The sequence below is a fragment of the Streptomyces sp. ICN903 genome, from assembly GCF_022015835.1.
GTDB classification, from domain to species: domain Bacteria; phylum Actinomycetota; class Actinomycetes; order Streptomycetales; family Streptomycetaceae; genus Streptomyces; species Streptomyces fenghuangensis.
Window position 1 is genome coordinate 1 of the sequence record NZ_JAKMAY010000064.1, and the last position, 23,679, is coordinate 23,679.

At 74.6% G+C, this 23,679-nt stretch carries 24 protein-coding genes; 6 read left to right on the forward strand and 18 right to left on the reverse strand.

What is annotated here, in order from left to right:
• From L7D48_RS29545 to rhaI, 7 genes are all read right to left on the reverse strand, one after another.
• Positions 1–88, reverse strand: an 88-nt coding sequence (locus L7D48_RS29545; protein WP_374491790.1) for a twin-arginine translocation signal domain-containing protein, incomplete at its 3' end; no start/stop codon positions are given.
• Between the two features lie 113 nt (positions 89–201).
• On the reverse strand, positions 202–870 hold the full coding sequence (locus L7D48_RS09270; RefSeq protein WP_237878499.1) for an LUD domain-containing protein: 669 nt from the start codon (positions 868–870) through the stop codon (positions 202–204).
• On the reverse strand, positions 867–2,396 hold the full coding sequence (locus tag L7D48_RS09275) for a lactate utilization protein B (protein WP_237878500.1): 1,530 nt from the start codon (positions 2,394–2,396) through the stop codon (positions 867–869). The genes L7D48_RS09270 and L7D48_RS09275 overlap by 4 nt, the downstream gene beginning before the upstream one ends.
• Entirely contained in the window at positions 2,393–3,187 is a 795-nt protein-coding gene (locus L7D48_RS09280) for a (Fe-S)-binding protein (protein ID WP_237878501.1), read from the reverse strand. The genes L7D48_RS09275 and L7D48_RS09280 overlap by 4 nt, the downstream gene beginning before the upstream one ends.
• Positions 3,178–4,674 (reverse strand): rhamnulokinase family protein, encoded by a 1,497-nt coding sequence (locus tag L7D48_RS09285; RefSeq protein ID WP_308312265.1) that lies wholly within the window; start codon positions 4,672–4,674, stop codon positions 3,178–3,180. Before L7D48_RS09285 ends, L7D48_RS09280 begins: the two co-directional genes overlap by 10 nt.
• A 98-nt stretch (positions 4,675–4,772) precedes the next feature.
• A complete protein-coding gene (locus L7D48_RS09290; RefSeq protein ID WP_237878502.1) occupies positions 4,773–6,827 on the reverse strand; it encodes a bifunctional aldolase/short-chain dehydrogenase in 2,055 nt (684 codons plus the stop codon).
• Positions 6,828–6,832: 5 nt separating this feature from the next.
• Positions 6,833–7,993: an L-rhamnose isomerase gene (gene rhaI / locus L7D48_RS09295; protein ID WP_237878503.1), complete on the reverse strand. Its 1,161-nt coding sequence runs from the start codon at positions 7,991–7,993 to the stop codon at positions 6,833–6,835.
• A gap of 252 nt (positions 7,994–8,245) precedes the next feature.
• Between rhaI and L7D48_RS09300 the strand changes: the two genes are divergently transcribed.
• Together L7D48_RS09300 and L7D48_RS09305 are read left to right on the forward strand one after the other, a co-directional pair.
• Positions 8,246–8,566 carry an L-rhamnose mutarotase gene (locus L7D48_RS09300; protein WP_237878504.1) on the forward strand — a complete coding sequence of 107 codons (321 nt, stop codon included), beginning with the start codon at positions 8,246–8,248 and terminating at the stop codon, positions 8,564–8,566.
• A 137-nt stretch (positions 8,567–8,703) separates the two neighbouring features.
• Positions 8,704–9,723: a LacI family DNA-binding transcriptional regulator gene (locus L7D48_RS09305; protein ID WP_237878521.1), complete on the forward strand. Its 1,020-nt coding sequence runs from the start codon at positions 8,704–8,706 to the stop codon at positions 9,721–9,723.
• Positions 9,724–10,038: 315 nt separating this feature from the next.
• Here L7D48_RS09305 and L7D48_RS09310 read toward each other — a convergent pair whose 3' ends face one another.
• The gene (locus L7D48_RS09310) at positions 10,039–11,166 is read right to left on the reverse strand and encodes an FAD-dependent oxidoreductase (protein ID WP_237878505.1); all 1,128 of its coding nucleotides are present in this window, start codon (positions 11,164–11,166) and stop codon (positions 10,039–10,041) included.
• Positions 11,167–11,242: 76 nt separating this feature from the next.
• On the opposite strand from L7D48_RS09310, the gene L7D48_RS09315 reads away from it, so the two are divergent.
• Positions 11,243–11,665: a secondary thiamine-phosphate synthase enzyme YjbQ gene (locus tag L7D48_RS09315; protein WP_237878506.1), complete on the forward strand. Its 423-nt coding sequence runs from the start codon at positions 11,243–11,245 to the stop codon at positions 11,663–11,665.
• Positions 11,666–11,805: 140 nt separating this feature from the next.
• Positions 11,806–12,861 (forward strand): lactonase family protein, encoded by a 1,056-nt coding sequence (locus L7D48_RS09320; RefSeq protein ID WP_237878507.1) that lies wholly within the window; start codon positions 11,806–11,808, stop codon positions 12,859–12,861.
• Between the two features lie 115 nt (positions 12,862–12,976).
• On the opposite strand, the gene L7D48_RS09325 is transcribed toward L7D48_RS09320, so the two are convergent.
• The 4 genes from L7D48_RS09325 to L7D48_RS09340 form a co-directional block, all read right to left on the reverse strand.
• Positions 12,977–13,969 (reverse strand): sirohydrochlorin chelatase, encoded by a 993-nt coding sequence (locus L7D48_RS09325; protein ID WP_237878508.1) that lies wholly within the window; start codon positions 13,967–13,969, stop codon positions 12,977–12,979.
• Positions 13,970–14,123: 154 nt separating this feature from the next.
• On the reverse strand, positions 14,124–15,140 hold the full coding sequence (locus L7D48_RS09330; protein WP_237878509.1) for a BadF/BadG/BcrA/BcrD ATPase family protein: 1,017 nt from the start codon (positions 15,138–15,140) through the stop codon (positions 14,124–14,126).
• The gene (locus L7D48_RS09335; protein ID WP_237878510.1) at positions 15,137–15,814 is read right to left on the reverse strand and encodes a uracil-DNA glycosylase; all 678 of its coding nucleotides are present in this window, start codon (positions 15,812–15,814) and stop codon (positions 15,137–15,139) included. The genes L7D48_RS09330 and L7D48_RS09335 overlap by 4 nt, the downstream gene beginning before the upstream one ends.
• Before the next feature lie 90 nt (positions 15,815–15,904).
• Positions 15,905–16,984, reverse strand: coding sequence for an NADH:flavin oxidoreductase/NADH oxidase (locus L7D48_RS09340; protein WP_237878511.1), 1,080 nt, complete (start codon positions 16,982–16,984; stop codon positions 15,905–15,907).
• A 149-nt stretch (positions 16,985–17,133) separates the two neighbouring features.
• On the opposite strand from L7D48_RS09340, the gene L7D48_RS09345 reads away from it, so the two are divergent.
• Positions 17,134–17,493: a helix-turn-helix transcriptional regulator gene (locus L7D48_RS09345; RefSeq protein WP_237878512.1), complete on the forward strand. Its 360-nt coding sequence runs from the start codon at positions 17,134–17,136 to the stop codon at positions 17,491–17,493.
• 21 nt (positions 17,494–17,514) lie between these two features.
• On the opposite strand, the gene L7D48_RS09350 is transcribed toward L7D48_RS09345, so the two are convergent.
• The gene (locus L7D48_RS09350; RefSeq protein ID WP_237878513.1) at positions 17,515–18,234 is read right to left on the reverse strand and encodes a DUF305 domain-containing protein; all 720 of its coding nucleotides are present in this window, start codon (positions 18,232–18,234) and stop codon (positions 17,515–17,517) included.
• A 199-nt stretch (positions 18,235–18,433) separates the two neighbouring features.
• Here L7D48_RS09350 and L7D48_RS09355 point away from each other — a divergent pair, with 199 nt between their 5' ends.
• Positions 18,434–19,918: an LVIVD repeat-containing protein gene (locus L7D48_RS09355; RefSeq protein WP_237878514.1), complete on the forward strand. Its 1,485-nt coding sequence runs from the start codon at positions 18,434–18,436 to the stop codon at positions 19,916–19,918.
• A 101-nt stretch (positions 19,919–20,019) separates the two neighbouring features.
• On the opposite strand, the gene L7D48_RS09360 is transcribed toward L7D48_RS09355, so the two are convergent.
• From L7D48_RS09360 to L7D48_RS09380, 5 genes are all read right to left on the reverse strand, one after another.
• Positions 20,020–20,679, reverse strand: a complete 660-nt coding sequence (locus tag L7D48_RS09360; protein WP_237878515.1) for a TetR/AcrR family transcriptional regulator — start codon at positions 20,677–20,679, stop codon at positions 20,020–20,022.
• Positions 20,680–20,850: 171 nt separating this feature from the next.
• The gene (locus L7D48_RS09365) at positions 20,851–21,555 is read right to left on the reverse strand and encodes an HAD family hydrolase (protein WP_237878516.1); all 705 of its coding nucleotides are present in this window, start codon (positions 21,553–21,555) and stop codon (positions 20,851–20,853) included.
• Positions 21,549–22,265: a phosphatase PAP2 family protein gene (locus L7D48_RS09370; RefSeq protein ID WP_237878517.1), complete on the reverse strand. Its 717-nt coding sequence runs from the start codon at positions 22,263–22,265 to the stop codon at positions 21,549–21,551. The genes L7D48_RS09365 and L7D48_RS09370 overlap by 7 nt, the downstream gene beginning before the upstream one ends.
• Before the next feature lie 102 nt (positions 22,266–22,367).
• Positions 22,368–23,312, reverse strand: coding sequence for a M56 family metallopeptidase (locus tag L7D48_RS09375; protein ID WP_237878518.1), 945 nt, complete (start codon positions 23,310–23,312; stop codon positions 22,368–22,370).
• A gap of 100 nt (positions 23,313–23,412) precedes the next feature.
• Positions 23,413–23,679: DUF5134 domain-containing protein (locus L7D48_RS09380; protein WP_237878519.1), on the reverse strand; the 267-nt coding region annotated here is incomplete at its 5' end.

A 23,679-nucleotide genomic window follows, 5' to 3' on the forward strand; every position in this document is an offset into this window, starting at 1 on the left:
CGGTGGCGGTGGCGGTGGCGGTGGGCAGGAGCGGGGCGGCCAGCGCGGCTGCCGCGCCGCCGGCGAGGAGGGAACGGCGGGAAGGCATGCGGGGAAGCTAGTCGCGGGCGCGCTGAGCGACAAGAGGCCACGCACGGTGACAGAGGTACAGAGCAATGGCGGCGCCCCGACGGAGCAGCCCCGGTTGCGCCCGCCCGCGTTTCACCCCCCGGGGACCGTCTCCCCGACGAGGACCACCTCCAGGGTGCGCGGGCCGTGGACGCCCTCCACCCGGTCCAGCTCGATGTCGCTGGTGGCCGACGGGCCGGAGATCCAGGTCAGCGGGCGGGCCGGGTCGAGCCTCTCCAGCGCCTCGGGCACCGACGCCACCACCTGTTCGGGGGCGCGCACCACGCAGATGTGGTGGTCGGGGATCAGGGTGATGCGGCGGCGTCCCTGTCCGGGGCCGCCGTCCAGCACGATCGTGCCGGTCTCCGCGATCGCCACCGCGCACCCGGTCACCACGCTGTCCACCGAGTCCAGTTCGCGCGCGGTGGCGGCGGCGCGGTCGTGGACGCGGAAGGGGGCGGCTGCCTCCAGCCAGTGCGGCGGCAGCCCGGACGGCACCAGTACCGTGGCGCTGCCGCGCGCCGCCAGCAGACGGCACAGCAGCGGGGGCAGGCCGTCGGCGCCGGTGCGGTGCACCACGGCGCGGTAGTCCGCCAGGTTCTTGGCCAGCAGCCCGGCGAGCGCCCCGGCCGCCCCGGCCCCGGACGGGACGTGGGCGCGCGCGTACTCCCGGGGCACGGGGACGTCGTCCGGCGTCTCGGAGCGCGGTACGTCCCGCAGGGCGCGGCGGATCCGGCCCAGCACCACCTCGCGGCCGCTCATCGGTCGCCTCCCCGCTCTTCCCGTTCTCCCCGGTCTCTGTGTCCTTTGCCGTCGTCCCCCCGTTCGCGCCGCCACCAGTCGCGGAAGGACTCGGCGGGAACCTCGGGCAGCTCGCGGCTCGCCGTCCAGGCTCGCCCCGGTCCCGGCAGGCGGCGCGGGTGCAGCCGCCTGGTGCGGGAGGCCAGCCGCTGGCCGGCCCGCAGCGCCGCCGGGTGCTCGAAGACCCAGCGGGCCGCCCGCATCGCCGCGCGCTCGGCGGCGTGCCCGCGGGCGGGGCGGACGGTGGTGCGCCGCCCGCGCACCGTCGCCTCGCCGCCCTCCACGACGCGCTCGCGCAGATGGACCAGGACCTGGGGGATGTCGATGGCCACCGGGCAGACCTCGTAGCAGGCCCCGCACAGTGAGGACGCGTACGGCAGCGAGGCGTCCAGCTCCGTGACCGTGCCGCGCAGCTGGGGGGTGAGGATCGCGCCGATCGGGCCCGGATAGGCCGAGCCGTAGGCGTGCCCGCCCGCCCGCTCGTAGACCGGGCAGACGTTCAGGCAGGCCGAGCAGCGGATGCAGCGCAGCGCCTGGCGGCCCACGGTGTCGGCCAGGGCGTCGGTGCGGCCGTTGTCCAGCAGCACCAGATGGAAGTCGCGCGGACCGTCGCCGCTCTCGGCGTCTGCGGCACCCGTCCACATCGAGGTGTAGGGATTCATCCGCTCGGCGGTGGAGGAGCGGGGCAGGAGCTGGAGGAAGACCTCCAGATCGCGCCAGGTGGGCACCACCTTCTCGATGCCGACCACCGAGATCAGCGTCTCGGGCAGGGTCAGGCACATCCGCCCGTTGCCCTCGGACTCCACCACCACCAGCGTGCCGGTCTCGGCCACCATGAAGTTGGCGCCCGAGATCGCGACCTTCGCGCGCAGGAACTTCTCCCGCAGGTGCAGCCGGGCCGCCTCGGCCAGCTCGGCCGGCTCCTCGCCCAGCCCCTCGGGCGCGGGGCGGCCCCAACGCCCCATCTCGGAGCGGAAGATGTCGCGGATCTCGCCGCGGTTGCGGTGGATGGCGGGGACGAGGATGTGCGAGGGCAGGTCGTCGCCGAGCTGGACGATCAGCTCGGCCAGGTCGGTCTCGTAGGCGCGGATCCCGGCGGCCTCCAGGGCGGCGTTCAGGCCGATCTCCTGAGTGGCCATCGACTTGACCTTGACCACCTCGCTCTCGCCGGTGGCGCGGACCAGCTGAGTGACGATCCGGTTGGCCTCGGCGGCGTCGGCCGCCCAGTGGACGGTGCCGCCCGCGGCGGTCACGGCCTCCTCCAGCCGCTCCAGGTAGTGGTCGAGGTGGCGCAGGGTGCGGTCCTTGATCGCCGCGCCGGCGGCCCGCAGCCCGGCCCAGTCCGGCAGTTCGGCGACGGCCTGCGCGCGCTTGGCGCGGATGGTGCCGGTGGCGTGGCCCAGGTTGCGGCGCAGCCGCCCGTCGCGGACGGCCGCGGCGGCGGCCTCGGGGAAGGCGGGCATGCCCAGGAACGTCCCACCGCTCATCGCGTCTCCTCCTCCGCGCCGCCGTCGCGGCCGTCCGCCGTGCCGCCGTCCGTCGCCGTGCAGTCGCCCGTCGAGGCCAGGATCTCGGCGAGGTGGACGGGCCGGACGGCCGACCCCCGCCGGGCCAGGATGCCGCCGATGTGCATCAGGCAGGAGTTGTCCACCGCGCACACCGCCTGAGCTCCCGTGCCCTCGATGCCGCGCGCCTTGTCCGCGCCCATCGCCGCCGACACCGCCGCGTTCTTCACCGCGAACGTCCCGCCGAAACCGCAGCACTCCCGTGCGCCCGGCAACTCCACCAGCTCCAGACCGCGCACGTTCTCCAGCAGCCGCCGGGGCCGGTCGCCCAGCCCCAGCGTCCGCAGACCGTGGCAGGTGGGGTGGTAGGTGACGGTGTGCGGGTAGTACGCACCCACGTCCGTCACCCCCAGCACGTCCACCAGGAACTCGCTCAGCTCGTACGTCCTGGAGGCCACCTCGGCCACCTCGTCCGCCGCCCGGCCCCCGAGGGCCCGGGCGGCGATCCGAGGATGGTTCTCGCGCACCATCGCCGCGCACGACCCGGACGGGGTGACGACGTGGTCGTAGCCCCGGAAGACCTCGGCGAAGCGGCGCACCAGCGGCTCGGTCTCGCGCCGGTAGCCGGTGTTGAACTGCGGCTGCCCGCAGCAGCTCTGGGCGAGGGGGAAGTCCACCTCCACCCCCAGCCGCTCCAGCACGGCGAGAGCGGCCCGGCCGGTGCCCGGGTAGAGGGTGTCGGTCACACACGTCACGAACAGCGCTACCCGCATACCGCGGCCTCCGCCCGACGCCAGGCTGCCTGGTCACCCATGGGCTCATGGTGCCGCAGCGGCTGGGTGGCGCGCAGCAGGGAGCGCAGCGCCGCCAGGTCGCCGCGCACGGCGCCGGCCGCGCGCGCCTGGACCAGTACGTTGCCGAAGGCCGTCGCCTCGGCCGGGCCCGCCACCACCGGCAGCCCGCAGGCGTCGGCCGTGAGCTGGCACAGCAGCTCGTTGCGCGCACCGCCGCCGACGATGTGCACCACCTCCACCTCCCGCCCCGACAGCCGCCGGGCGTCGGAGACCGCCCGGCGGTGGGCCAGGGCCAGGGAGTCCAGTACGCAGCGGACCGTCCCGGCCGGATCGCGGGGGACCGGCTGACCGGTGCGCCGGCACGCCTCGGCGATCCGCGCGGGCATCCGCCCCGGCGCCAGGAAGACCGGATCGCCGGCGTCCACCACCGAGCGCAGCGCGGGCGCCCTCGCCGCCTCGCGCAGCAGCGCCCCCAGGTCCGGCGCGAGCCCCTCGGCCTCCCAGGAGCGCAGACACTCCTGGAGGAGCCACAGCCCCATGATGTTGCGCAGATAGCGGACCGTGCCGTCCACGCCCAGCTCGTTGGTGAAGTTCGCGGCGCGCGAGTCCTCGGTGAGCACCGGCGCCTCCAGCTCCACACCGGCCAGCGACCAGGTGCCCGTGGCGATGTACGCGAACGCCCGCCCGCTCTGCGCGGGTACCCCGGCCACGGCCGAGGCGGTGTCGTGCGAGCCGACGGCCGTCACCGGCACCGGTCCGTCCAGCCCGCACTCCTCCAGCACCTCGCCCAGCAGTTCGCCCGCCGGATCCCCCGGCCGCCGCAGCGGCGGGAACAGCGACAGGTCGACGCCGAACGCCTCCGCCACCGGCCGCGCCCAGTCGCCGGTGCGCGGGTCGACCAGCTGGGTGGTGGAGGCGTTGGTCAGCTCGGTGCCCGCCTCGCCCGTCAGCCAGTACGCGATCAGATCCGGGATCAGCAGCAGGCGCCGGGCGGCCTCCATCGCCGGCGTACCGCGGGCCGCCACCAGCTGGTGGAGGGTGTTGAACGGCTGGTACTGCAGGCCCGTGGCGGCGTACAGCTCCTCGGGCGGCAGCACGGCCGCGGCCCGCTTCGCGGCCCCCGCCGTACGGCCGTCGCGGTAGTGCACCGGATTGCCCAGCAGCGCGCCCGAGGCGTCCAGCAGTCCGTGGTCCACCGCCCAGGAGTCGACGCCGACCGAGGCCAGACGCTCCCGCGGCGCGGCCCGGCCCGCCTCCCGCAGCCCGTCCAGCACGCCCCGGTACAGGCCGAGGACGTCCCAGTACAGGGTGCCGCCGGCGCGGACGGGGCGGTTGGGGAACCGGTGCGCCTCGCGCAGCTCCAGAACGCCCGGCCCGGCCGTGCCCACCATGACGCGCCCGCTGGAGGCGCCCAGATCGACGGCGGCGAAGGACAGGGGGGAGCGCGTTGGTGGGGCAGGGGACACGTCGGGACCTCGCGGGGAAGGGGAGTGGGGCCTGCCCGGCCGCCACGGTGGCACGACAGGGTTCACACGGCGGCCGGGCAGGGGATGGAGGGAGGGCGTCAGCGCAGGAAGGCCGCGGCGACACCCGCGTCGACGGGCACGAGCAGCCCGGTGGTGTGGCTCAGCTCGCCGCCCGTCAGCGCGAACACCGCGTTCGCCACGTGCTCGGGCAGCACCTCGCGCTTGAGGAGGGTGCGCTGGGCGTAGAACTCGCCCAGCTTCTCCTCCGGCACCCCGTACACCGCCGCGCGCTGGGCGCCCCAGCCGCCCGCGAAGATGCCGGAGCCGCGCACCACCCCGTCGGGGTTGACGCCGTTGACGCGGATGCCCGCCTCGCCCAGCTCGGCCGCCAGCAGCCGCACCTGGTGCGCCTGGTCGGCCTTGGCCGCGCCGTAGGCGACGTTGTTGGGACCTGCGAACACGGCGTTCTTGGAGGCGATGTAGACGATGTCGCCGCCCAGCCCCTGCGCGGTCATCACCCGGGCCGCCTCCCGGGAGACCAGGAAGGAGCCGCGGGCCATGATGGCGTGCTGGCGGTCCCAGTCCTCGGCGGTGGTCTCCAGCAGCGGCCGGGAGACGGAGATCCCGGCGTTGTTGACCACCAGGTCCACGCCGCCGAAGGCCAGGGCGGTCTCGGCCAGGGCCGCCCCGACCCCCGCCTCGTCGGTGACGTCGACGGCGACGGCCACGGCCCGGTCGGGGCCGCCCAGCTCCTTCGCGACCGCCTCGGCCGCGCGCTCGTCCACGTCCGCGACGGCCACGCACGCGCCCTCGGCGGCCAGCCGGCGCGCGATGGCCCGCCCGATGCCCGAGCCCGCGCCGGTGACCAGCGCGATCCTGGTGGCCAGGGCCTTCGGCTCCGGCATCCGCCGCAGCTTGGCCTCCTCCAGCTCCCAGTACTCGATGCGGAACTTCTCGCTCTCCTCGATGGGGGAGTAGGAGGAGACGGCCTCGGCGCCGCGCATCACGTTGATCGCGTTGACGTAGAACTCGCCCGCCACCCGCGCGGTCTGCTTGTCCTTGCCGAAGGAGAACATCCCCACCCCCGGCACCAGGACGATCGCCGGGTCCGCCCCGCGCATCGCGGGGGAGTCGGGGGTCGCGTGCCGCTCGTAGTACGCCCGGTACTCCGCGCGGTAGGCGGTGTGCAGCTCCTTCAGCCGGGCGACGGCCTCCTCCAGCGGCGCGGTCGCCGGCAGGTCCAGGACCAGGGGGCGGACCTTGGTGCGCAGGAAGTGGTCCGGGCAGGAGGTGCCCAGGGCCGCCAGGCGCGGGTGCTCGGCGCGGGAGAGGAAGTCCAGCACGGCACCGGTGTCGGTGAAGTGCCCGACCTGCGGCCGGTCGGCCGAGGCGACGGCGCGCACGTACGGCGCCAGCGCGGCGGCGCGCGCCCGGCGCTCGTCCTCCTCCAGCGGCTCGAAGCCCTCCAGGACCGGGCCGAACGGCTCGGGCCGGCCGCGCTCGGCGAGGAACGCCTCGGCGGTGCGGATGATGTGCAGCGAGTTGGCCTCGCACTCGTCCGAGGTGTCGCCCCACGCGGTGATGCCGTGCCCGCCCAGGACGCAGCCGATCGCCTGCGGATTGGCCTCCTTGACGGCGGCGATGTCCAGCCCGAGCTGGAAGCCGGGGCGCCGCCAGGGGACCCAGACGACGGTGTCGCCGAAGCACTCGGCCGTCAGCTTCTCGCCGTCGGCGGCGCAGGCGAGCGCGATGCCGGAGTCGGGGTGGAGGTGGTCGACGTGGGCGGCGTCCACCAGACCGTGCATCGCGGTGTCGATGGAGGGGGCCGCGCCGCCCCGGCCGTGCAGGCAGTGGTCGAACGCGGCGACCATCTCGTCCTCGCGCTCCACCCCGGGGTACACGTCCTTCAGCGCGCGCAGCCGGTCCAGGCGCAGGGCCGCCAGCCCGTCCTCGGTCAGTGTGCCCAGGTCCCCGCCGGAGCCCTTGACCCACAGCAGTTCGGTCCCGCCTCCGGTCACGGGGTCGGTGCCGGTGCCCTTGGCGGAGGTGTTGCCGCCCGCGTAGTTGGTGTTGCGCGGATCGGAGCCCAGCCGGTGCGAGCGCGCCAGCAGCGCCTCGATGGTCTCCCGGTCCGTCGTGCGGTCGCCGTCCATGTCCCTCACGCTCCCCAGCCGGCCTGGCGGCCGTCCTTGCGCTCCTCGGTGATCCGCTCGGCCCATCCCGAGCGGTGGTAGGCCGCGACCGGGTCCGGGTCCAGGCCCATCTCCTCGCGGACCTCGGCCAGCAGCGGCCGTACGTCGGTGTTGTAGGCGTCCATCAGCACGGCGTTGGCGGCCAGTACGTCGCCGGAGGCCTGGGCGGCCGACAGCGCGTCGCGGTCGACCAGCAGGGCCTTGGCGGTGGCCTCCTGGACGTTCATCACCGAGCGGATGATCGCGGGGATCTTCGCCTCGATGTTGTGGCACTGGTCGAGCATGAAGGCGGTCCGCGGCCCGTAACCGCCGCCGCGCACCACCTCGTACATGATCCGGAAGAGCTGGAAGGGGTCGGCCGAACCGACCATCAGGTCGTCGTCGGCGTAGAAGCGGGAGTTGAAGTCGAAACCGCCCAGCTTCCCCTCGCGCAGCAGCACGGCCACGATGAACTCGATGTTGGTGCCCGGCGCGTGGTGGCCGGTGTCCACCACCACCTGCGCCTTCTCGCCCAGCCGCAGGCAGTGGGCGTAGGCGGTGCCCCAGTCGGGGACGTCGGTGGTGTAGAAGGAGGGCTCGAAGAACTTGTACTCCAGCAGCATCCGCTGCCCCTCGCCGAGCCGCTCGTACACCGCGGCGAGCGCCTCGGCCAGCCGGTCCTGGCGGGCTCGTACGTCGTCCTGGCCCGGGTAGTTGGTGCCGTCGGCGAACCACAGCTTCAGATCGCGCGAGCCGGTGGCGTCCATGATGTCGACGCACTCCAGCAGGTGGTCCAACGCCTTGCGCCGCACGGCCGCGTCGGGGTGGCAGACACTGCCGAGCCGGTAGTCGTCGTCCTGGAAGACGTTGGAGTTGATCGCGCCGAGGGACAGGCCGCGCTCCTTCGCGTAGTCCGCCAGCGCGGCGTAGTCGTCGACCCGGTCCCAGGGAATGTGCAGTGCCACGGTCGGCGCGACGCCGGTGTGCGCGTGCACCCGGGCCGCGTCGTCGAGCTTCTCCCGCGGGGTGCGCGGGACGCCGGGCTGCGCGAAGACCTTGAAACGCGTTCCGGAGTTGCCGTAGGCCCACGAGGGCGTCTCGATGGCCTGTTTCCTGAGGGCCGCCTTCACGGCGGACACGGCGGTCATGCGTCAGAGCTCCCGAGGTCCGGACGGCTTCATGAATCGTTTCATTGCCGGAAAGCTATGGGGGTCCGGTGGGAGTGTCAAGGGGCAGGGGCGGGCGAGGGCCCGGAGGTCCGGCACTTCCCGGGCATTCGGACTTTTCCGTCCGCGGTCCATTGACGGGGGAGGGAGAGCGCCCCTACCTTCGTGCGATCTCCGTGAAACCTTTCATGGAGAAGGTCACGGCCGTCCACGGCTTCCCGCGAGGAGGAACGCGTGCAGCGCGTCTGCTTTCTGCTGAAGGTCCGCGCCGACCGGCTGGCGGAGTACCGCGAGCGGCACGCCGCCGTCTGGCCGGAGATGCTCGATGCCCTGAGCCGGAGCGGCTGGCGCAACTACTCGCTCTTCCTGCGCGAGGACGGCCTCCTCGTCGGCTACCTGGAGACCGAGGACTTCGCCGCGGCCAGGGCCGCCATGGAGGCCACGGACGTCAACGCCCGCTGGCAGGCGGAGATGGCCGGCTTCTTCGAGTCCCTGGACGGCGCGCGGCCGGACGAGGCCATGCGTCCGCTCACCGAGGTCTTCCACCTCGACTGACGGCGGTGACGCCCGCGGTGACGCCGCGGGCTCCGCCGCGCCCCGGGCTCCGGGGCGGGTGCGTAGCATGGGCGCGCGGCCCCGGGCCGGGCGCCGCGGACAGCAGGAAACGGGAGACGGTCGGGCTCGTGGCGCGCATGGTGGGGATCAAGGACGTCGCACGTCAGGCGGGTGTGTCTGTGGGCACCGTCTCCAACGTCATCAACCGGCCGGAGATGGTCGCCGAGGAGACCAGGACCCGGGTGCAGGCGGTGATAGCGCAACTCGGCTATGTGCGCAGCGAGTCGGCGCGGCACCTGCGGGCGGGCCGCAGCCGGATCATCGCCCTGCTCGTCCTGGACATGGCCAACCCCTTCTTCGCCGACGTCGCCTCCGGGGCGGAGCGGGCGGCGCGGGAGGAGGGGCTCGGGGTGATGCTGTGCAACAGCGCGCAGAGCCCCGCGGAGGAGGCCGACTACCTCTCCCTCTTCGCCGAGCAGCGGGTGCGCGGCGTCCTGGTCACCCCGGCCGACACCTCCGGCCGGAACCTGGCCGACTTCCGCCGCCACGACATCCCCTACGTCGTGGTGGACCGGGTGCTGGACAGTGCCGACGAGGGCTGCTCGGTCTCCGTCGACGACGTCACGGGCGGATCGCTGGCCGCCCGGCACCTGCTGGCCCAGGGCCACCGGGAACTGGTCTACGTGAGCGGGCCGATGCATCTGTCGCAGTGCCGCGACCGGCACACCGGCGCGCTGGCGGCCCTGGGCGAGGCGGGGCTGCCCCTCGGCGCGCTGCGGCGGATCGAGGGCGAGCGGCTGGACGTGGCGGCGGGACGGGACGCCGGCGCCAGGCTGCTGGGGATGACGCCCAGGCCGACGGCGGTGTTCTGCGCCAACGACCTGCTCGCGCTGGGGGTGCTCCAGGCGCTGTTCGCGGCCGGGGTCTCGGTGCCGGGGGAGATCGCCCTGGTCGGCTACGACGACATCGAGTTCGCCGCCGCGGCGGCCGTACCCCTGACCTCGGTGCGGCAGCCCGCCTTCCGGATGGGGCGCACGGCCGCCGACCTGCTCATCGAGGAGACCGGGGAGGCGACCGCCGAGCACCGGCACCAGCGGATCGTGCTCCAGCCCGAACTGGTCGTCCGCGACTCCAGCATCTCCGCGCCGCGCCACTGAGCCGCGGCAGCCCCGGGTTCCTGCCGGGCGCCGGCCCTTGGCCGGGATTCGTCCTCGGTCCCGCGCACGGCGACGCCGCCTCCCCTGGGACGGGAGAGGCGGCGCCACCGGGTCGTCGCCCGCCGTTCGGTCAGACGAGCCAACCCACGAAGTGGACGAGGCCGGCGAGCAGGCTGGTGATGAGGTCCATCGGAAACTTTCTCCTTGTGCGTGTCGGGACGGACCCCCCGTCTCCCGGTGGGACTCCGGGCCGGGGGAAGCGGTGACGCTCCGCGGCGCGTCACTCGCACAACGTGAGCATCACGTGTCCCACGGTCACCACGCAGCCGTTTCCCCCGCCGCCACGCGTACGGGTGGTTCCCCGGACGTCTGTTCGCCACCCGAGGGGTGGCCGAGGAGGGCCCGTACCGCACGGACCGCGGCCCGGCCCGCACGGCTCGCGCCGACGGTGCTCGCCGAGGGGCCGTAGCCGACCAGATGGATCCGCGGATCGCGCACCACGCGGGTGCCGTCCATGCGGATGCCGCCGCCCGGCTCGCGCAGCCGCAGCGGCGCCAGGTGGCCGATCGCGGGACGGAAACCGGTGGCCCACACGATGCTGTCCGCCGCGACGAAGCGCCCGTCGTCCCACTCCACGCTGCCGGGAGTGATCCGGTCGAACATCGGCAGGCGCCGCAGCACCCCGCTGTCCCGGGCGCGCCGCATCTCCTCGGTCATGGGCAGTCCGGTGACGGAGACCACGCTGCGCGGCGGCAGTCCCCCGCGCACGCGCTCCTCGACCAGGGCGACCGCCGCACGCCCGCGCTCGGCGTCGAACGGCCCCTCGGTGAAGACCGGTTCGCGGCGGGTCACCCAGGCCGTGGCGGCGGCGACCGGCGCGATCTCCAGCAGATGCTGCACGGCGGAGGTTCCGCCGCCCACGACCACCACGCGCTCGTCGGCGAAGGCGTCCGGCCCGGGGTAGCGGGAGGTGTGGAACTGGCGGCCGGCGAAGGACTCCTGACCGCGCACCCGGGGCCAGTAGGGGCGGTCCCAGGTACCGGTGGCGTTGATCAGCGCCCGGGCGGCCCACACTCCGGCGTCGGTCTCCACCAGCAGCCGTCCGTCCCCGGCCTCGCGCACCGCGCGCACCCGTACCGGGCGCCGCACCCGCAGGCCGAAGACGCGCTCGTAGTCGGCGAAGTACCCGCCGATCACCTCGGAGGAGGGGCGGCGGGGATCGGCGCCGGTCAGCTCCATGCCGGGCAGGGAGTGCATCCCGTGCACCCGGCCGTAGGTCAGGGTGGGCCAGCGGAACTGCCAGGCCCCGCCGGGGCGCGGGGAGCGGTCCAGGACGACGAAGTCCCGGCCGGGCTCGTACCCGGCGCGCCGCAGGTGGTAGGCGCTCGACAGGCCCGCCTGCCCGGCGCCCACGACCACGACCTCCACTTCGGAGAACTCCATGTCCCGCCCAACCACGGGCGGGGCCGGATGCTTCCCGGATGCCCTCTCGAGCGTTCGCAGGCCCCAAGATGGAGTCATGAGCGATCGCTTCAGCACCCGCACCCTGCACATCACCACCGGCTCGGACGAGACCGTCGCCGACATCACCCGCGAATGCGAGGGCTTCCTGGCCGAGGTCGCCGGCGGCCGCGACGGGCTGCTCAACGTCTTCGTCCCGCACGCGACGGCCGGCATCGCGGTCATCGAGACCGGCGCGGGCAGCGACGACGACCTGCTGGCCGCGCTGCGCGACCTGCTGCCCGCCGACAACCGTTGGAGCCACCGGCACGGCAGCCCCGGCCACGGCCGCGACCACGTCCTGCCGGCCCTCGTCCCGCCGCACGCCACCCTGCCGGTGATCGGCGGACGGCTGGAGCTGGGCACCTGGCAGTCGGTCTGCCTGGTGGACACCAACGGCGACAATCCCGACCGGCGGGTGCGGCTGTCCTTCCTGGGCTGACCGCGCAGTCGCGCCCGGGACAGTGCGGACCGGAGGGCTGGGAGCCCTCCCAGTCTGGTCCAGGCCAATGCTACGGTCGCCCCCGGTGCCCGGAACGGGGCAGCGCTTCGAGCAGGACCGAACGGGAGAGGGGCGGCGCAGTGGACGGTGCGGGCGGCGGACGGCGGGCGTACATCGGGTCCTACACCTCGGCGGGCGGACGCGGCATCACCACGGCCGCCGTCGATCCGGACACCGGGGCGCTGACGGTGCTGCACCACACGGACGCGGTGCCCGACCCCTCCTACCTCGTGCCGGGGCCGGGCGGGGGGATGCTCTACGCGGTGAGCGAGACCGAGGACGGCCGTGCCGCCGCACTCTCCCTGGCCGACCCCGACCGGCCGAGCCCCGCCGGGGCGCCGGTGTCCGTCGAAGGCTCCGGTCCCGCCCATCTGACCTGCGCGGCCGGACAGCTGATCACCGCCAACTACACATCGGGGAGCGTCAGTTCGCTGCCGCTGCGCCCCGACGGAACCCTCGGCGCGCAACCGGCCGTACTGCCTCACACCGGCAGCGGGCCGGTGGGCGGGCGGCAGGACGGGCCGCACGCCCACGCCGTGGTCGCCGACGCCTCGTGGCGCTGGCTGCTGGCGGTCGACCTCGGCGCCGACTCGGTGTGGGTCTACCGCCTCGACCACGCCGCGGCCGTGCTCCGCCCGCACGGGCGGACACCGCTGCGGCCCGGCAGCGGACCCAGGCATCTGGCCTTCCACCCGCGCGGCGACCGGGCGTACGTCGTCAACGAACTGGTCTCCACCGTGGTCTGCTGCCGCTGGGACCGGGCGAGCGGCACTCTGGAACCCGCGGGGGAGGTCGGCACGCTGCCGGCGGATTCCGGGGCGGAAGGGGAGAACCACCCCTCGGAACTGGTGGTCTCCGCCGACGGCCGCTGGGCCTGGGCGGCCAACCGCGGACACGACAGCATCGCCGTACTGGCGCTGGAGCCGTACGGCGAGGGTATGGAGCTGGTCACCACCGTCCCCTGCGGCGGGCACTGGCCGCGCGACCTGGCCCTGGACCCGGCCGGGCGCAGGCTCTACGCCGCCAACGAGCGCTCGGGCGACGTGACCTGGTTCGATCTCGACCCGGACACCGGGGTGCCGCACCGGGCGGGCTCGATCCAGGCCCCTGCCGCCACCTGCGTCGTCCTCGGCTGAGGGACCGGCCGACGGCTCGGTGGAGGGGTCCGGCCGGGAGACCGGCCGGGGCCCGTCCCGCCGTCCGGCCGCCGTGCGGTCCGCGACCCGGCGGGCCGCAGGGGGAGGGCCCGGATCAGTGGGCCTGCGCCCCCTGCGGCGACCGCTGGGCGATGCCGAGCTTCGCGGCGTAGGTGGAGGCCACCAGTCTGCCCACCGCCGCGTAGGAGCCCAGCGGCTCGGCGGCCTGGCAGTCGGCCTCCCGTACAGCGGACTCCAGCAGGCCCTCGGGGATCTCGGGGCCGATCAGGCAGGGCGCCAGGGCGAGCTGCTGGGAGCCGGCCTCGCGGAGCTGCTCGGCGGCGCGGGTGACGGCGCCCTCCTCGTCCAGCCCGGCGGACAGCACCGGCACCGCCAGGCGCGCGGCCAGCAGCATTCCGGTGATCCCGGCGGCCTGCACGGCCTCCTCGCCGCCCATGGCGGCCAGGATGATGCCGTCGGCGGCGGTGGCCACGGTGAACAGCCGGGCGCGGTCCGCCCGGGCCAGCCCGGCCTCGGAGAGCTTGACGTGGACGGCCTCGGCCAGCAGCGGGTGCGGGCCGAGCACATCGGTCAGCTCGGCGCCGGAGCCGCTCTCGAGCACGGCCTGGCGTATCCGCCGCATCTGCGCTCCGTCGGGCCCGGCCAGCAGGGGGACGACCACCGCGAGCGGGGCCTCCTCGATCCTGCGGCGGGCGGCCTCGGCCTCGGCCTCGACCTCGGCGGCTTCCGCGCCCGCCTCCACCGCCTCGGCGGCGGCGGCCTCGACGGCGGCCGTCGCCGCGGCGGCCCGGGAGGAGCGGTCGGCCGCGGCCTGCGTCAGCACGGTCTGGAGGGCGGGGAACTCGCCGTCGTCGCCGTCCACGAAACCGACCCGGGCGTCGAGGCCCGGCAGCTCGGAGCGGGCGATGCTCAGGATCTCCTCGGCCAGGCTCCGGGAGGTGTCGGAGGGCACTCCGGGGACGGCCAGCACCAGAGCGGGCGCACCCTCAGGCGCTATGGCGGGCTGAGGCCGCCGGTGCCGTCCGGGCTGTCGGGGACGCGGCATTCGTACGGGCAGGCCGTTCGCGGGCCCAGTGGGGGTGCTCATGGCGCCGCATGCTAATGCCTTGGCGGGTTCGGCTGTTCGGGCGGGGCGGAGGAGTGCCGGTCTGTCCCCTTTCCTCCCGCGCGTCGCGGTGACGGCCCGTTTCCTCCGCGTAACCGTCCCGGGTCGGCCGGCACGGGACGGTTACGCACCCGTCTCACCCGATGTGGAGGAGCGCCGGGTCCCGCGGCAGCCGCAGCGCGTCCCGGGCCAACCGGCCGGCCAGGAGCAGGGCTCCGGCCAGGGGGTCTCCCGCCGCCGGGACGGTCCGGGCGTGCGGCAGCCGTACGGCCAGCTCCCGGCGCAGAGGGGCGAGCAGCGGCTCGCCGATCCCGAGAAGCCCGCCGGTCAGGGCGACGAGGCTGCCCTCGGATCCGGGGCAGACGGCGGCGGCGCTCTCGGCGATGTGGACGGCCGCCTCCCCGACGACACGCGCCGCCACCGGGTCCCGGTCGGCGCAGCCGGCCACCTCCGGGGCGAACGAGGCGAGCACCGCCGGGCGGTCGGTGCGCGGATACAGCTTCCCCGGCAGGGAGGCCACCGGGCCGAAGACGGCCTCGGCACGGGCGAGCAGCGCGGCCGAGCCGCCCGGCCGGCCGTCATGGGCGCGCATCGCCGCCTCCAGGCCGGCCCGGCCGATCCAGGCGCCGCCGCCGCAGTCGCCCAGCAGGTGGCCCCAGCCGTCGGCGCGCCGCCAGGAGCGCAGGTCGGTGCCCGTCGCGATCATCCCGGTCCCGGCGGCGACCACGGCACCGGGCCGCTCGCCCAGCGCGCCGGCGTACGCGGTCACGGCGTCGGCGGCCAGGGCCACGCGCCGGGTGCCCAGCTCCCGGGCGAACGCCCCCGGCAGCTCGGCGCGCAGTTCGCCGCCGAGCGTCGCCATGCCCGCCGCCCCCACGCACACGGTGTCGATCCGGGGCCCGGTCGCGGTCGTCCCGGCGGCGTCCGGTTCGGCGGCGGACAGCAGGGAGCGGGCCCGGGGCAGTACCAGCTCCAGCAGATGGGCCGCCTCGATGCCCGCGGGGCCGGTGCGCACCGGGCGGTCGCAGGCGGCGGTGCCCACCGGGACCGGCGCCGCCGCCGAGCCGTCGCCGCCGGCCCGGGCCAGGGCGAGGCGCAGCCCGGATCCGCCCGAGTCCACCCCCAGGATCCAGGGGGCCGGGCGGCCCGTCACGGCAGGCGCCAGTCGACCGGCTCCCCGCCCTGCCGCACCAGCAGCTCGTTGGCCCGGCTGAACGGGCGCGAACCGAAGAAGCCGCGGTCCGCCGACATGGGGGAGGGGTGGGCCGACTCCACCGCCGGATACGCCTCCAGCAGCGGCCGCAGGTTCCGGGCGTCCCGGCCCCACAGGACGGCCACCAGCGGCTTGCCGCGCGCGGCCAGCGCCCGGATCGCCTGCTCGGTGACCTCCTCCCAGCCCTTGCCGCGGTGCGCGGCGGGCCGGCGCGGCGCGGTGGTCAGCGCCCTGTTGAGCAGCAGGACGCCCTGCCGCGTCCACGGGGTGAGATCGCCGCTGGACGGCCGGGGCAGCCCGAGGTCGGCCTGCAGCTCCCGGAAGATGTTCTCCAGGCTGCCGGGCAGCGGGCGCACGTCGGGGGCGACCGAGAAGCTCAGCCCGACGGCGTGGCCCGGTGTGGGGTACGGGTCCTGGCCCACGATGAGGACCCGTACGTCGTCGAAGGGCTGCTGGAAGGCGCGCAGCACGTTCGGCCCGGCCGGCAGGTAGGTGCGTCCCGCGGCGATCTCCGCGCGCAGGAAGTCGCCCATCGCGGTGATGCGCCCGGCCACCGGCTCCAGCGCCTTGGCCCAGCCCGGTTCGACAAGTTCACTCAACGGTCGTGCTGCCACGGGCGGTCACTCTACTGGTTCGGTCCGCCGCCGCTCAGCCGGTCGCGTCCACCGGTCGCCGCCCGCGCGGGCCACCGCGGTGACCGGGCGTCAAACGGCCCAGGCGTACTGGCCGGGCAGGCGCACGGGCCCGGCGCCGAGCGCCCGTGCGGCGCGCAGCGCCCAGTGCGGGTCGCGCAGCAGCTCCCGGCCGAGGAAGACCGCGTCCGCCTCGCCGTTCGCGATCGTCTTCTCGGCCTGCTCCGGTTCGGTGATCAGGCCCACCGCCGCCACCGGCAGCCCCGCCTCGGCCCGGACGCGGGCGGCGAAGGGGACCTGGTAGCCGGGGCCGACGGGGATGCGCGCACCCGGTACGGCGCCTCCGCTGGAGACGTCGAGCAGGTCCACGCCGTGCTCGCGCAGCAGTGCGGCCAGGCGCACGGTCTCCTCGGGGCTCCAGCCGCCCTCCGTCCAGTCGGTCGCCGACACCCGGAAGAACAGCGGCAGGTCCTCGGGCCACACCTGCCGCACCGCGTCCACGACCCGCAGGGCCAGCCGTGTGCGGTTCTCGAAGCTTCCGCCGTAGGCGTCCGTGCGCCGGTTGGAGAGCGGGGAGAGGAACTCGTGGAGCAGATAGCCGTGAGCGCCGTGGATCTCGGCGACCTCGAAACCGGCCGCCAGCGCCCGCCGCGCCGCGTCGGCGAACCGGCCGACCACGTCGTCGATCCGCTCCTGGTCCATCTCCCGGGGCACCGGGTGGCCCTCCGCGAAGGGCAGCGCGCTGGGGGCGACCGGCTGCCAGCCGCCGTGCCCGGCGTCCAGCGGGGCGCCGCCGCGCCAGGGGGCGTCGGTGGACGCCTTGCGGCCGGCGTGGGCGAGCTGGACGCCGGCCACGGCGCCCCGCTCCTTCACGAAGTCCGTGATCCGCCGCAGCGCCCGGACCTGCCGGTCGTTCCACAGTCCCAGGTCGCCGGGGGAGATCCGGCCCTCGGGGGAGACGGCCGTGGCCTCCACCATGATCAGCCCGGTGCCGCCGGTCGCCCGCGCCGCGTAGTGGGCCAGGTGCCAGTCGCCCGCGACGCCCGCGTCCTCTCCGGTGGGCTCGGCGCTGTACTGGCACATCGGCGACATCCAGACGCGGTTGGGCACGGTCAGCGAACGCAGGGTGTACGGCTCGAACAGGGCGCTCACGGAGGGCTCCTCGTCGGTTCGGGGTCGGTTCGGGGTCGGTTCCGGGCAGGCCGGGGCCCTGGGCGAGGGCAACCGGCCGTCCGGGCTTATACGATAGGCATCGTAGTACGGTGGGTGTCAAACTACGATGTCTTTCGTAGTATGGGGGCGTGACACCCCGAGCCCAGACCCCGAACACCGCCCGAGAGCTGGAGCACCCGGCCGCGCGGGAGATCCGGCTGGAGGAGGTCCTGCACGCACTCGCCGACCCCGTGCGCCTGCGGATCGTCCGAGCCCTGGCGGCGAGCGGGGAGGAGATGGCGTGCTCGCTCTTCGACCTGCCGGTCAGCAAGTCGACGACCACCCACCACTTCCGGGTGCTGCGCGAGAGCGGCCTGATCAGCCAGAACTACCGCGGCACCGCGAAGATGAACGCCCTGCGCCGTGACGACCTGGAGCGGCTGTTCCCCGGACTGCTGGACAGCGTGCTCGCCTCGGCGGCCCGGCAGGAGGAGGGGCGGAGCGGCTGAGCGCCGCCCCGCCGCGGCCCGTCAGGACATCGAGCGCATCCGGTTGATCTCGGCCGTCTGCTGGACGGCCACGTCCCCGGCCATCTCCTGCACCTGGGTGTCGCGGCCGTCGGCCGTCACATCCTTGGCCATGGTCACCGCGCCCTGGTGGTGGGCGATCATCAGCTTCAGGAAGAGCCGGTCGAACTCCTCGCCGCGGGCCTGCCGCAGCTCGTCGAGCTGCTCCTCGGTCGCCATGCCGGGCATCGGTGCGCCGCCGTGGCCGTCGTGGTCCCCGTGGCCGCCGTGCTCCCCGTGGTCCGTGCGGCCCTCCTGGCCGCCCTCGTCGCGGCCGTTGCGCTTGAGCCAGGACCGCATCGCGGAGATCTCCGGCCCCTGGGCCGCCGCGATCCGGTCGGCGAGCCGGCGGACCTTGCCCGATCCGGCGTGCTCCTCGGCCAGATCGGTCATCACCAGCGCCTGCTGATGGTGCTCGATCATCCCCGTGACGTAGGAGAAGTCCGCGTCGTTGGGTCTGCCCCGCTGCGTCTCTCCCGCCTTCCGCGCCTCCTCGGCGGAGAGCGTCTCGGCGGCCTCGCCGGGCCTGCCGGGCGCGATCACGGAGGGGCCGCCGCCGGGGGCCGCCTCGTCCGAGCCGTCCTCGCAGCCGGTCAGCACGGTCAGCGCCGTCAGTGCGGCCAGCGCCGCCAGCGCGGACGGAAGCGCACGGGCGGAGAACCGGGATCTGTGACGGTCTGTCACTCTTCCTCCTGTGGCAGGGGTACGCCAGTTGACCCGATCCTGACACGGGACGCTCCGGCGTGCCCGAATCCTGACACGCAGGGACCCGGCACCGTGTTCGTATTCCCCTGTCGGCGCGGGGGTGTAAGGAGTCATACTGCCCAAGTCCGTGAGCCGCCCAACTCGGGGCGGGACCAAGCGGATCGACAGGGAGGAAGCAGTGACGTCGTTGCCCAGACCCCGTGCGCGGCGCAGACACCTCGGCGCGGCCGCGGCCGTACTCGGCCTGCTGTCCACGCTCCTGGCCGCCGGACCGGCGGTGGCGATTCCCGACCCCGGTGACTCGCCGGCCACGTCCGGGAAGGTGTCGAAGCAGGACCGCACGGAAGCCGAAGCCGCCATCGAGAGCGGCGAGATACCCGGTGTGGACGAGGTCGTCCACAGCCGGAACGTCTCCCATCTGACCAACCTGCCCAAGGGAGCGCTCAAGGGCCTCAACACCGACCTGGCCTTCCAGGGCCGCTACGCCTTCGCGGGCAACTACGACGGCTTCACCGTCTACGACATCAGCCGCCCGAAGTCCCCCAGGGTCGTCAGCCAGGTCCTGTGCCCGGGCAGCCAGAACGACATCTCCGTCTCCGGGGACCTGCTCTTCCTGTCCACGGACTCCTCGCGCAGCGACGACTCCTGCAACAGCACCGCCCAGTCGCCGACGGAGAAGAGCTCCTGGGAGGGCATCAAGGTCTTCGACATCAGCGACAAGCGGAACCCGCGGTACGTCGCGGCCGTCGAGACCGCCTGCGGCTCGCACACCCACACGCTGGTGCCCGACCGCGGGGACGTCTACGTCTACGTCTCGTCCTACTTCCCGGACGAGTCCTTCCCCGACTGCCGGCCTCCGCACGACGGGATCTCCATCGTGAAGGTGCCGCGCGAGGCGCCCGAGGACGCTTCGGTGATCGACTTCCCCGTCCTCTTCCCGGACGGCGGCAACCCCGGCCCGCCGGAGAACCCGGTCGCCATGGTGCCCACCACCGGCTGCCATGACATCACCGCGTTCCCCGACATGAAGCTCGCGGCGGGCGCGTGCATGGGCGACGGCATCCTGATGGACATCTCGGACCCGGCCGCGCCCCGTGTCATCGACCGGGTCCAGGACAACGAGAACTTCGCGTTCTGGCACTCGGCGACCTTCAACGAGAACGGCCGGAAGGTCGTCTTCACCGACGAGCTCGGCGGCGGCGTCGGCGCCACCTGCAACGCGGAGGTCGGCGACAAGCGCGGCGCCAACGGCATCTACCACATCACGGGCAAGGGCGACCAGCGCAAGCTGGTGTTCAAGAGCTACTTCAAGATCCCCCGGCACCAGGCCGACACCGAGAACTGCGTGGCCCACAACGGCTCGCTGATCCCGGTCAAGGGCCGCGACATCATGGTGCAGGCCTGGTACCAGGGCGGAGTCTCCTTCTGGGACTTCACCGACTCCACCAGGCCCCGGGAGATCGGGTACTTCGAGCGCGGCCCGTACTCCGACCCCGACACCATCGGCGGCTCGTGGTCGGCGTACTACTACAACGGCCACGTCTACTCGAACGACATCCAGATGGGCTTCGACGTCCTGCGGATCCGGGACCGCCGCACCGCCGGCGCCGAGCGTGTCCGGCTGGACGAGCTCAACCCGCAGACCCAGCCCGACTACCGCTGAGCCGGTCCGGGTCGGCCGGGCCGACCCGGACCGCCGAACACAGGGCCCCGGCGGCACGTGCCGCCGGGGCCCGTCCGTTCCTTCCCGCAGCCGAGGGTCCGTCAGAGCGGGCCCGGCAGCGGCAGCAGCGGGACCTGCCCGGGCTGCTCCCCCAGGGGGATGTCGGGCGGGAATCCCAGCTCCCAGTCCAGCCCGTACCGGGCGAACAGCTCGGCCCGCAGCCTCGCCGACGGCATCGGCGCCCCGGGCAGCAGCACGGCCACCACCGCCCCCATGAGCAGTGCGCGCAGCAGCGGGTAGTCGGTGTCCGGATCGTGCGAGCCGTAGCCGACGACGGTGTCGCGCAGCAGGCAGGCCAGCCGCTGCTGCTCGTCGCACTGGACGAAGCCCTCGTGCTGCAGGATCCCGGCCATGTGTGTGCGCATCAGTGTCGGCCGGTCGCGGGCGAGCCCCAGGATCGCGTCGATCGCGCGGGCCAGCCCCTCCCGCCCGGCGTCCGGGCCCGCGGGCCGCGGCTCGCGCTCCAGCGCCTCGGCCAGGGTGAGGTGCATCAGCCGGTGGACGGCCGACTGGAGCAACTGCCGCTTGCCCGGGAAGTAGTACGACACCAGGCCCCGCGCGGCCCCGGCCCGGTCCGCGATGTCCCCCAGGGTCGTCGCCTCGTATCCGCGCTCGTCGACGAGCTCCACCGTCGCCTGCAGCAGCCGCTCGCGGGAACGCCGGCGCAACTCCTCATTGACCGATGCGCTGCGAGGGGACATCCTGTTAACTCCTGCGTTGACTGGCTCAGGGCCAATATACTCAGCGGACTCCGGACGCCGACCGGCGAGTCACGGCGGCGTCCGGTCGGACGCCGATCTCGGGCGACGCGGGGGATCGCCCGAGATCGGCCCCCTCTCCGGTGCTTCCGCACGGTCACCCGCCCGGCTCGCTCAGCCGGTACGGTCCACCAGGTCCAGGACCGGACGCAGCCCGTCGGGACGCCGGTCGCAGGGCAGGTGGTCCACCAGGTGCACGGCGCAGCCCAGCGCGGCGGCCCCGCCGTCCGCGTGCCGGCTGTCCCCGACCATCAGCGCCTCCCCGGGCTCTACTCCCAGAGCACGGCAGGCCAGCTCGAAGATGCCGGGTTCCGGCTTCTGGAGACCGTGTTCGAAGGAGAGCACGTAGGCGTCCACCTGGTGGTCCAGGCCGTGGGCCCTGAAGACCGGCCGCAGGTCCCAGCCGATGTTGCTCACCACCGCCACCGGCACCCCCCGGTCCCGCAGCGCGTCCAGGACATCGGCGGTGTCGGGGTAGGGGTGCCAGGCCTCCGGCCGCATGTGCCGTTCGTACAGGGCGTCGTACAGCTCCGGCCGGGGCAGCGGAACCCGGCGGGCCAGCGCGGTGTAAGCGGCACGGTGCCGCTCGGCGCTGCGGTCGCGCTCCCTCCACAGTTCCCGCAGACCGGCGGGCACGGTGCGCGGGGAGGCGCCACCGGGCAGCGCACCGGCCTCCTCCAGCTCCGCCGCCAGCCGGGCGGACTCGCCGCCGGGCAGGGCGATGCCCGCCTCGTCGAGCACGGCGCGCAGCCAGTCCGCCGTCGGCTCGACGCGCAGCAGTGTCCCGGAGAAGTCGAAGAGAACGCCTCTGATCACCATGAGGACGATCCTTCCGGGCCGTGCCGCTCCGGTCGAGAGGGCCGGGTACCGCGACCGCTCCACAGCGCCGCCGCGGCGGCGGCCACGGCGAAGCCCAGCAGCCAGCCGACCACCACGTCGGTGGGCCAGTGCACGCCCAGGTAGACCCGGGTGAAGCCCACCCCGGCGACGCTCACCGCGCCCACCCACACGACGGCCAGGCGCACAGGACGGCCCGCTTGGCGCAGATGCGCCAGCCACAGCAGCAGGCCGCAGGTGAGCGCCGCCGTCATGGCGTGGCCGGAGGGCAGTGCCGCGAAGCTCGCCGAGTCCACCGGATCACTCCAGCGCGGGCGGTCGCGGTCGAACAGCGCCTTGAGGAACTGCTGGAGGACGGTGCCGGCGATCGCGGCGGCCGAGAGCCAGAGCGCCGGCCGGCGCGCGCCGCGCAGCACCAGCCACACGACCGTCAACAGCAGCACGGCCCGCATCGTCCACGGATCCCAGACCCAGTCGGTCAGCACCCGGTTGAGCCGTGTCCAGCCGGGCTCGGCCACCGCCGTGCGGTGCAGTTCGGCCGTGACGTGCGCGTCGAGGTCCAGCAGCGGGTCCCACCCCGCCAGGACGAGCACGGTGAGCACCGCGGCGACAGCGGTGCACAGCGGGGCGGCCAGGCAGGGGAGGGAACGCGGAAAGGAGCGCGGGGAGGAAGGACGGGAGGAGCGGGCCATGATGGAGAGGATCGCCACTGGGCGGCGGTCCAACCGTCCGGTCGGCGGGTTGGCCGGTCGAGGGGGCGCGCGCCGCGGCGCACGGACGCCTGCTCGGCGCCCTCAGCTCAGCGCCCTCAGCCCGGGGGCGAAGGCCACCAGCAGCGGCACCATCAGCACCAGGGCCGCCAGAGCGGTCATCCGCAGCCGCCGGACCACCGTCAGCCGGGGAGCGGCCCTCAGCAGCCGGTCGACCCGCTGCGGCACCTGTGCGCCGGAGTGCGAGGCGTGGGGGTCGAAGACCCCGCGCTCCTCGTTGAGTTCGACCAGTGCCAGAGCCACCGCCAGCCGTCCGCAGCGCCGCGAGGCGACGTCGTCGGCCGCCAGCTCCACCAGCCGGTGCACCTGGTCGCGGAACGCGCGGAAGACCGGTACCCGCGGGAAGCCGGCGGCGAGCGCGGAGGAGCAGTTCAGCAGCCAGTCGTGACGGGCCCGCAGATGTCCCCGCTCGTGGGCGAGGACGGCGTCGAGCCTGCGCCCTTTCAGCCGGCGCAGCGCCGCGGTGGTGACCACCAGCCGGGGCGTGCTCCCCGGCAGCCACCAGGCGTCCGGGCGCTCGCTCTCCAGTACCACCAGCCGCTCCCCGGAGGCCGGTTCCTCGCCGGGCAGCAGCGGCGCGCGGGCGAGGAGTTCGGCGCGCCGGGCGCGTCGCCGGGCGCGCGCGTGGCGGATCTCCCGGGTGAGCATCGCGGCGGTCCACAGGCCACCGCAGGCGAGCACCACCGCCACCACCGCCGGCCAGGACTCGCCGAACGCGCTGAGCCCGTACGCCTCGACGACCCGGCTCGGAGCCGGGGCGAAGACGTGGCCGCGCACGGCCTGCCAGGCCGCCGCGCCGGACAGGGCCATGGCGAGCACGCAGCACAGCAGCACGGCGACGACCACGCACTGCCACACCAGCAGCGCCAGCACCGGCTCGCGGTCCGGCCAGGAGCCGCGGGCCAGCACGCGCGGCGCCGTCGCCGCGATCAGTGCGCCCAGGACGATCAGTGCGAGCGCGACCATCATGAGGAACAGCCTATGAGCCGGAGGTCGCTCCGCGTCCGGAGGCGAACGCGAAGTGACGTACGCCTCACCGGCGCGGTGTTTCACCGGTCCTCGCGAGTGATCAGGAGGTGAGCAGCATCGCGAACATCCCGATGCCCATCGCCAGTCGGCAGGCGGCGGCCACCTCCGGCGCCCGCCGCGTCCCGTCGCCGCGACCACCGCGACCGGTGCGGATGCCGGAGGTGGCGACCGGGAGGCTCAGGGGGCCCGGCGCGGGCGCCAGCCGGGCTCCCGCGAGCAGCGCGTACAGCGCGAAGTAGACCAGCAGCGCTCCGGTCAGCGCCGCGGTGGGGGCCGGCTGGGCGGAGGGGGCCGCATGGTGTCCGTG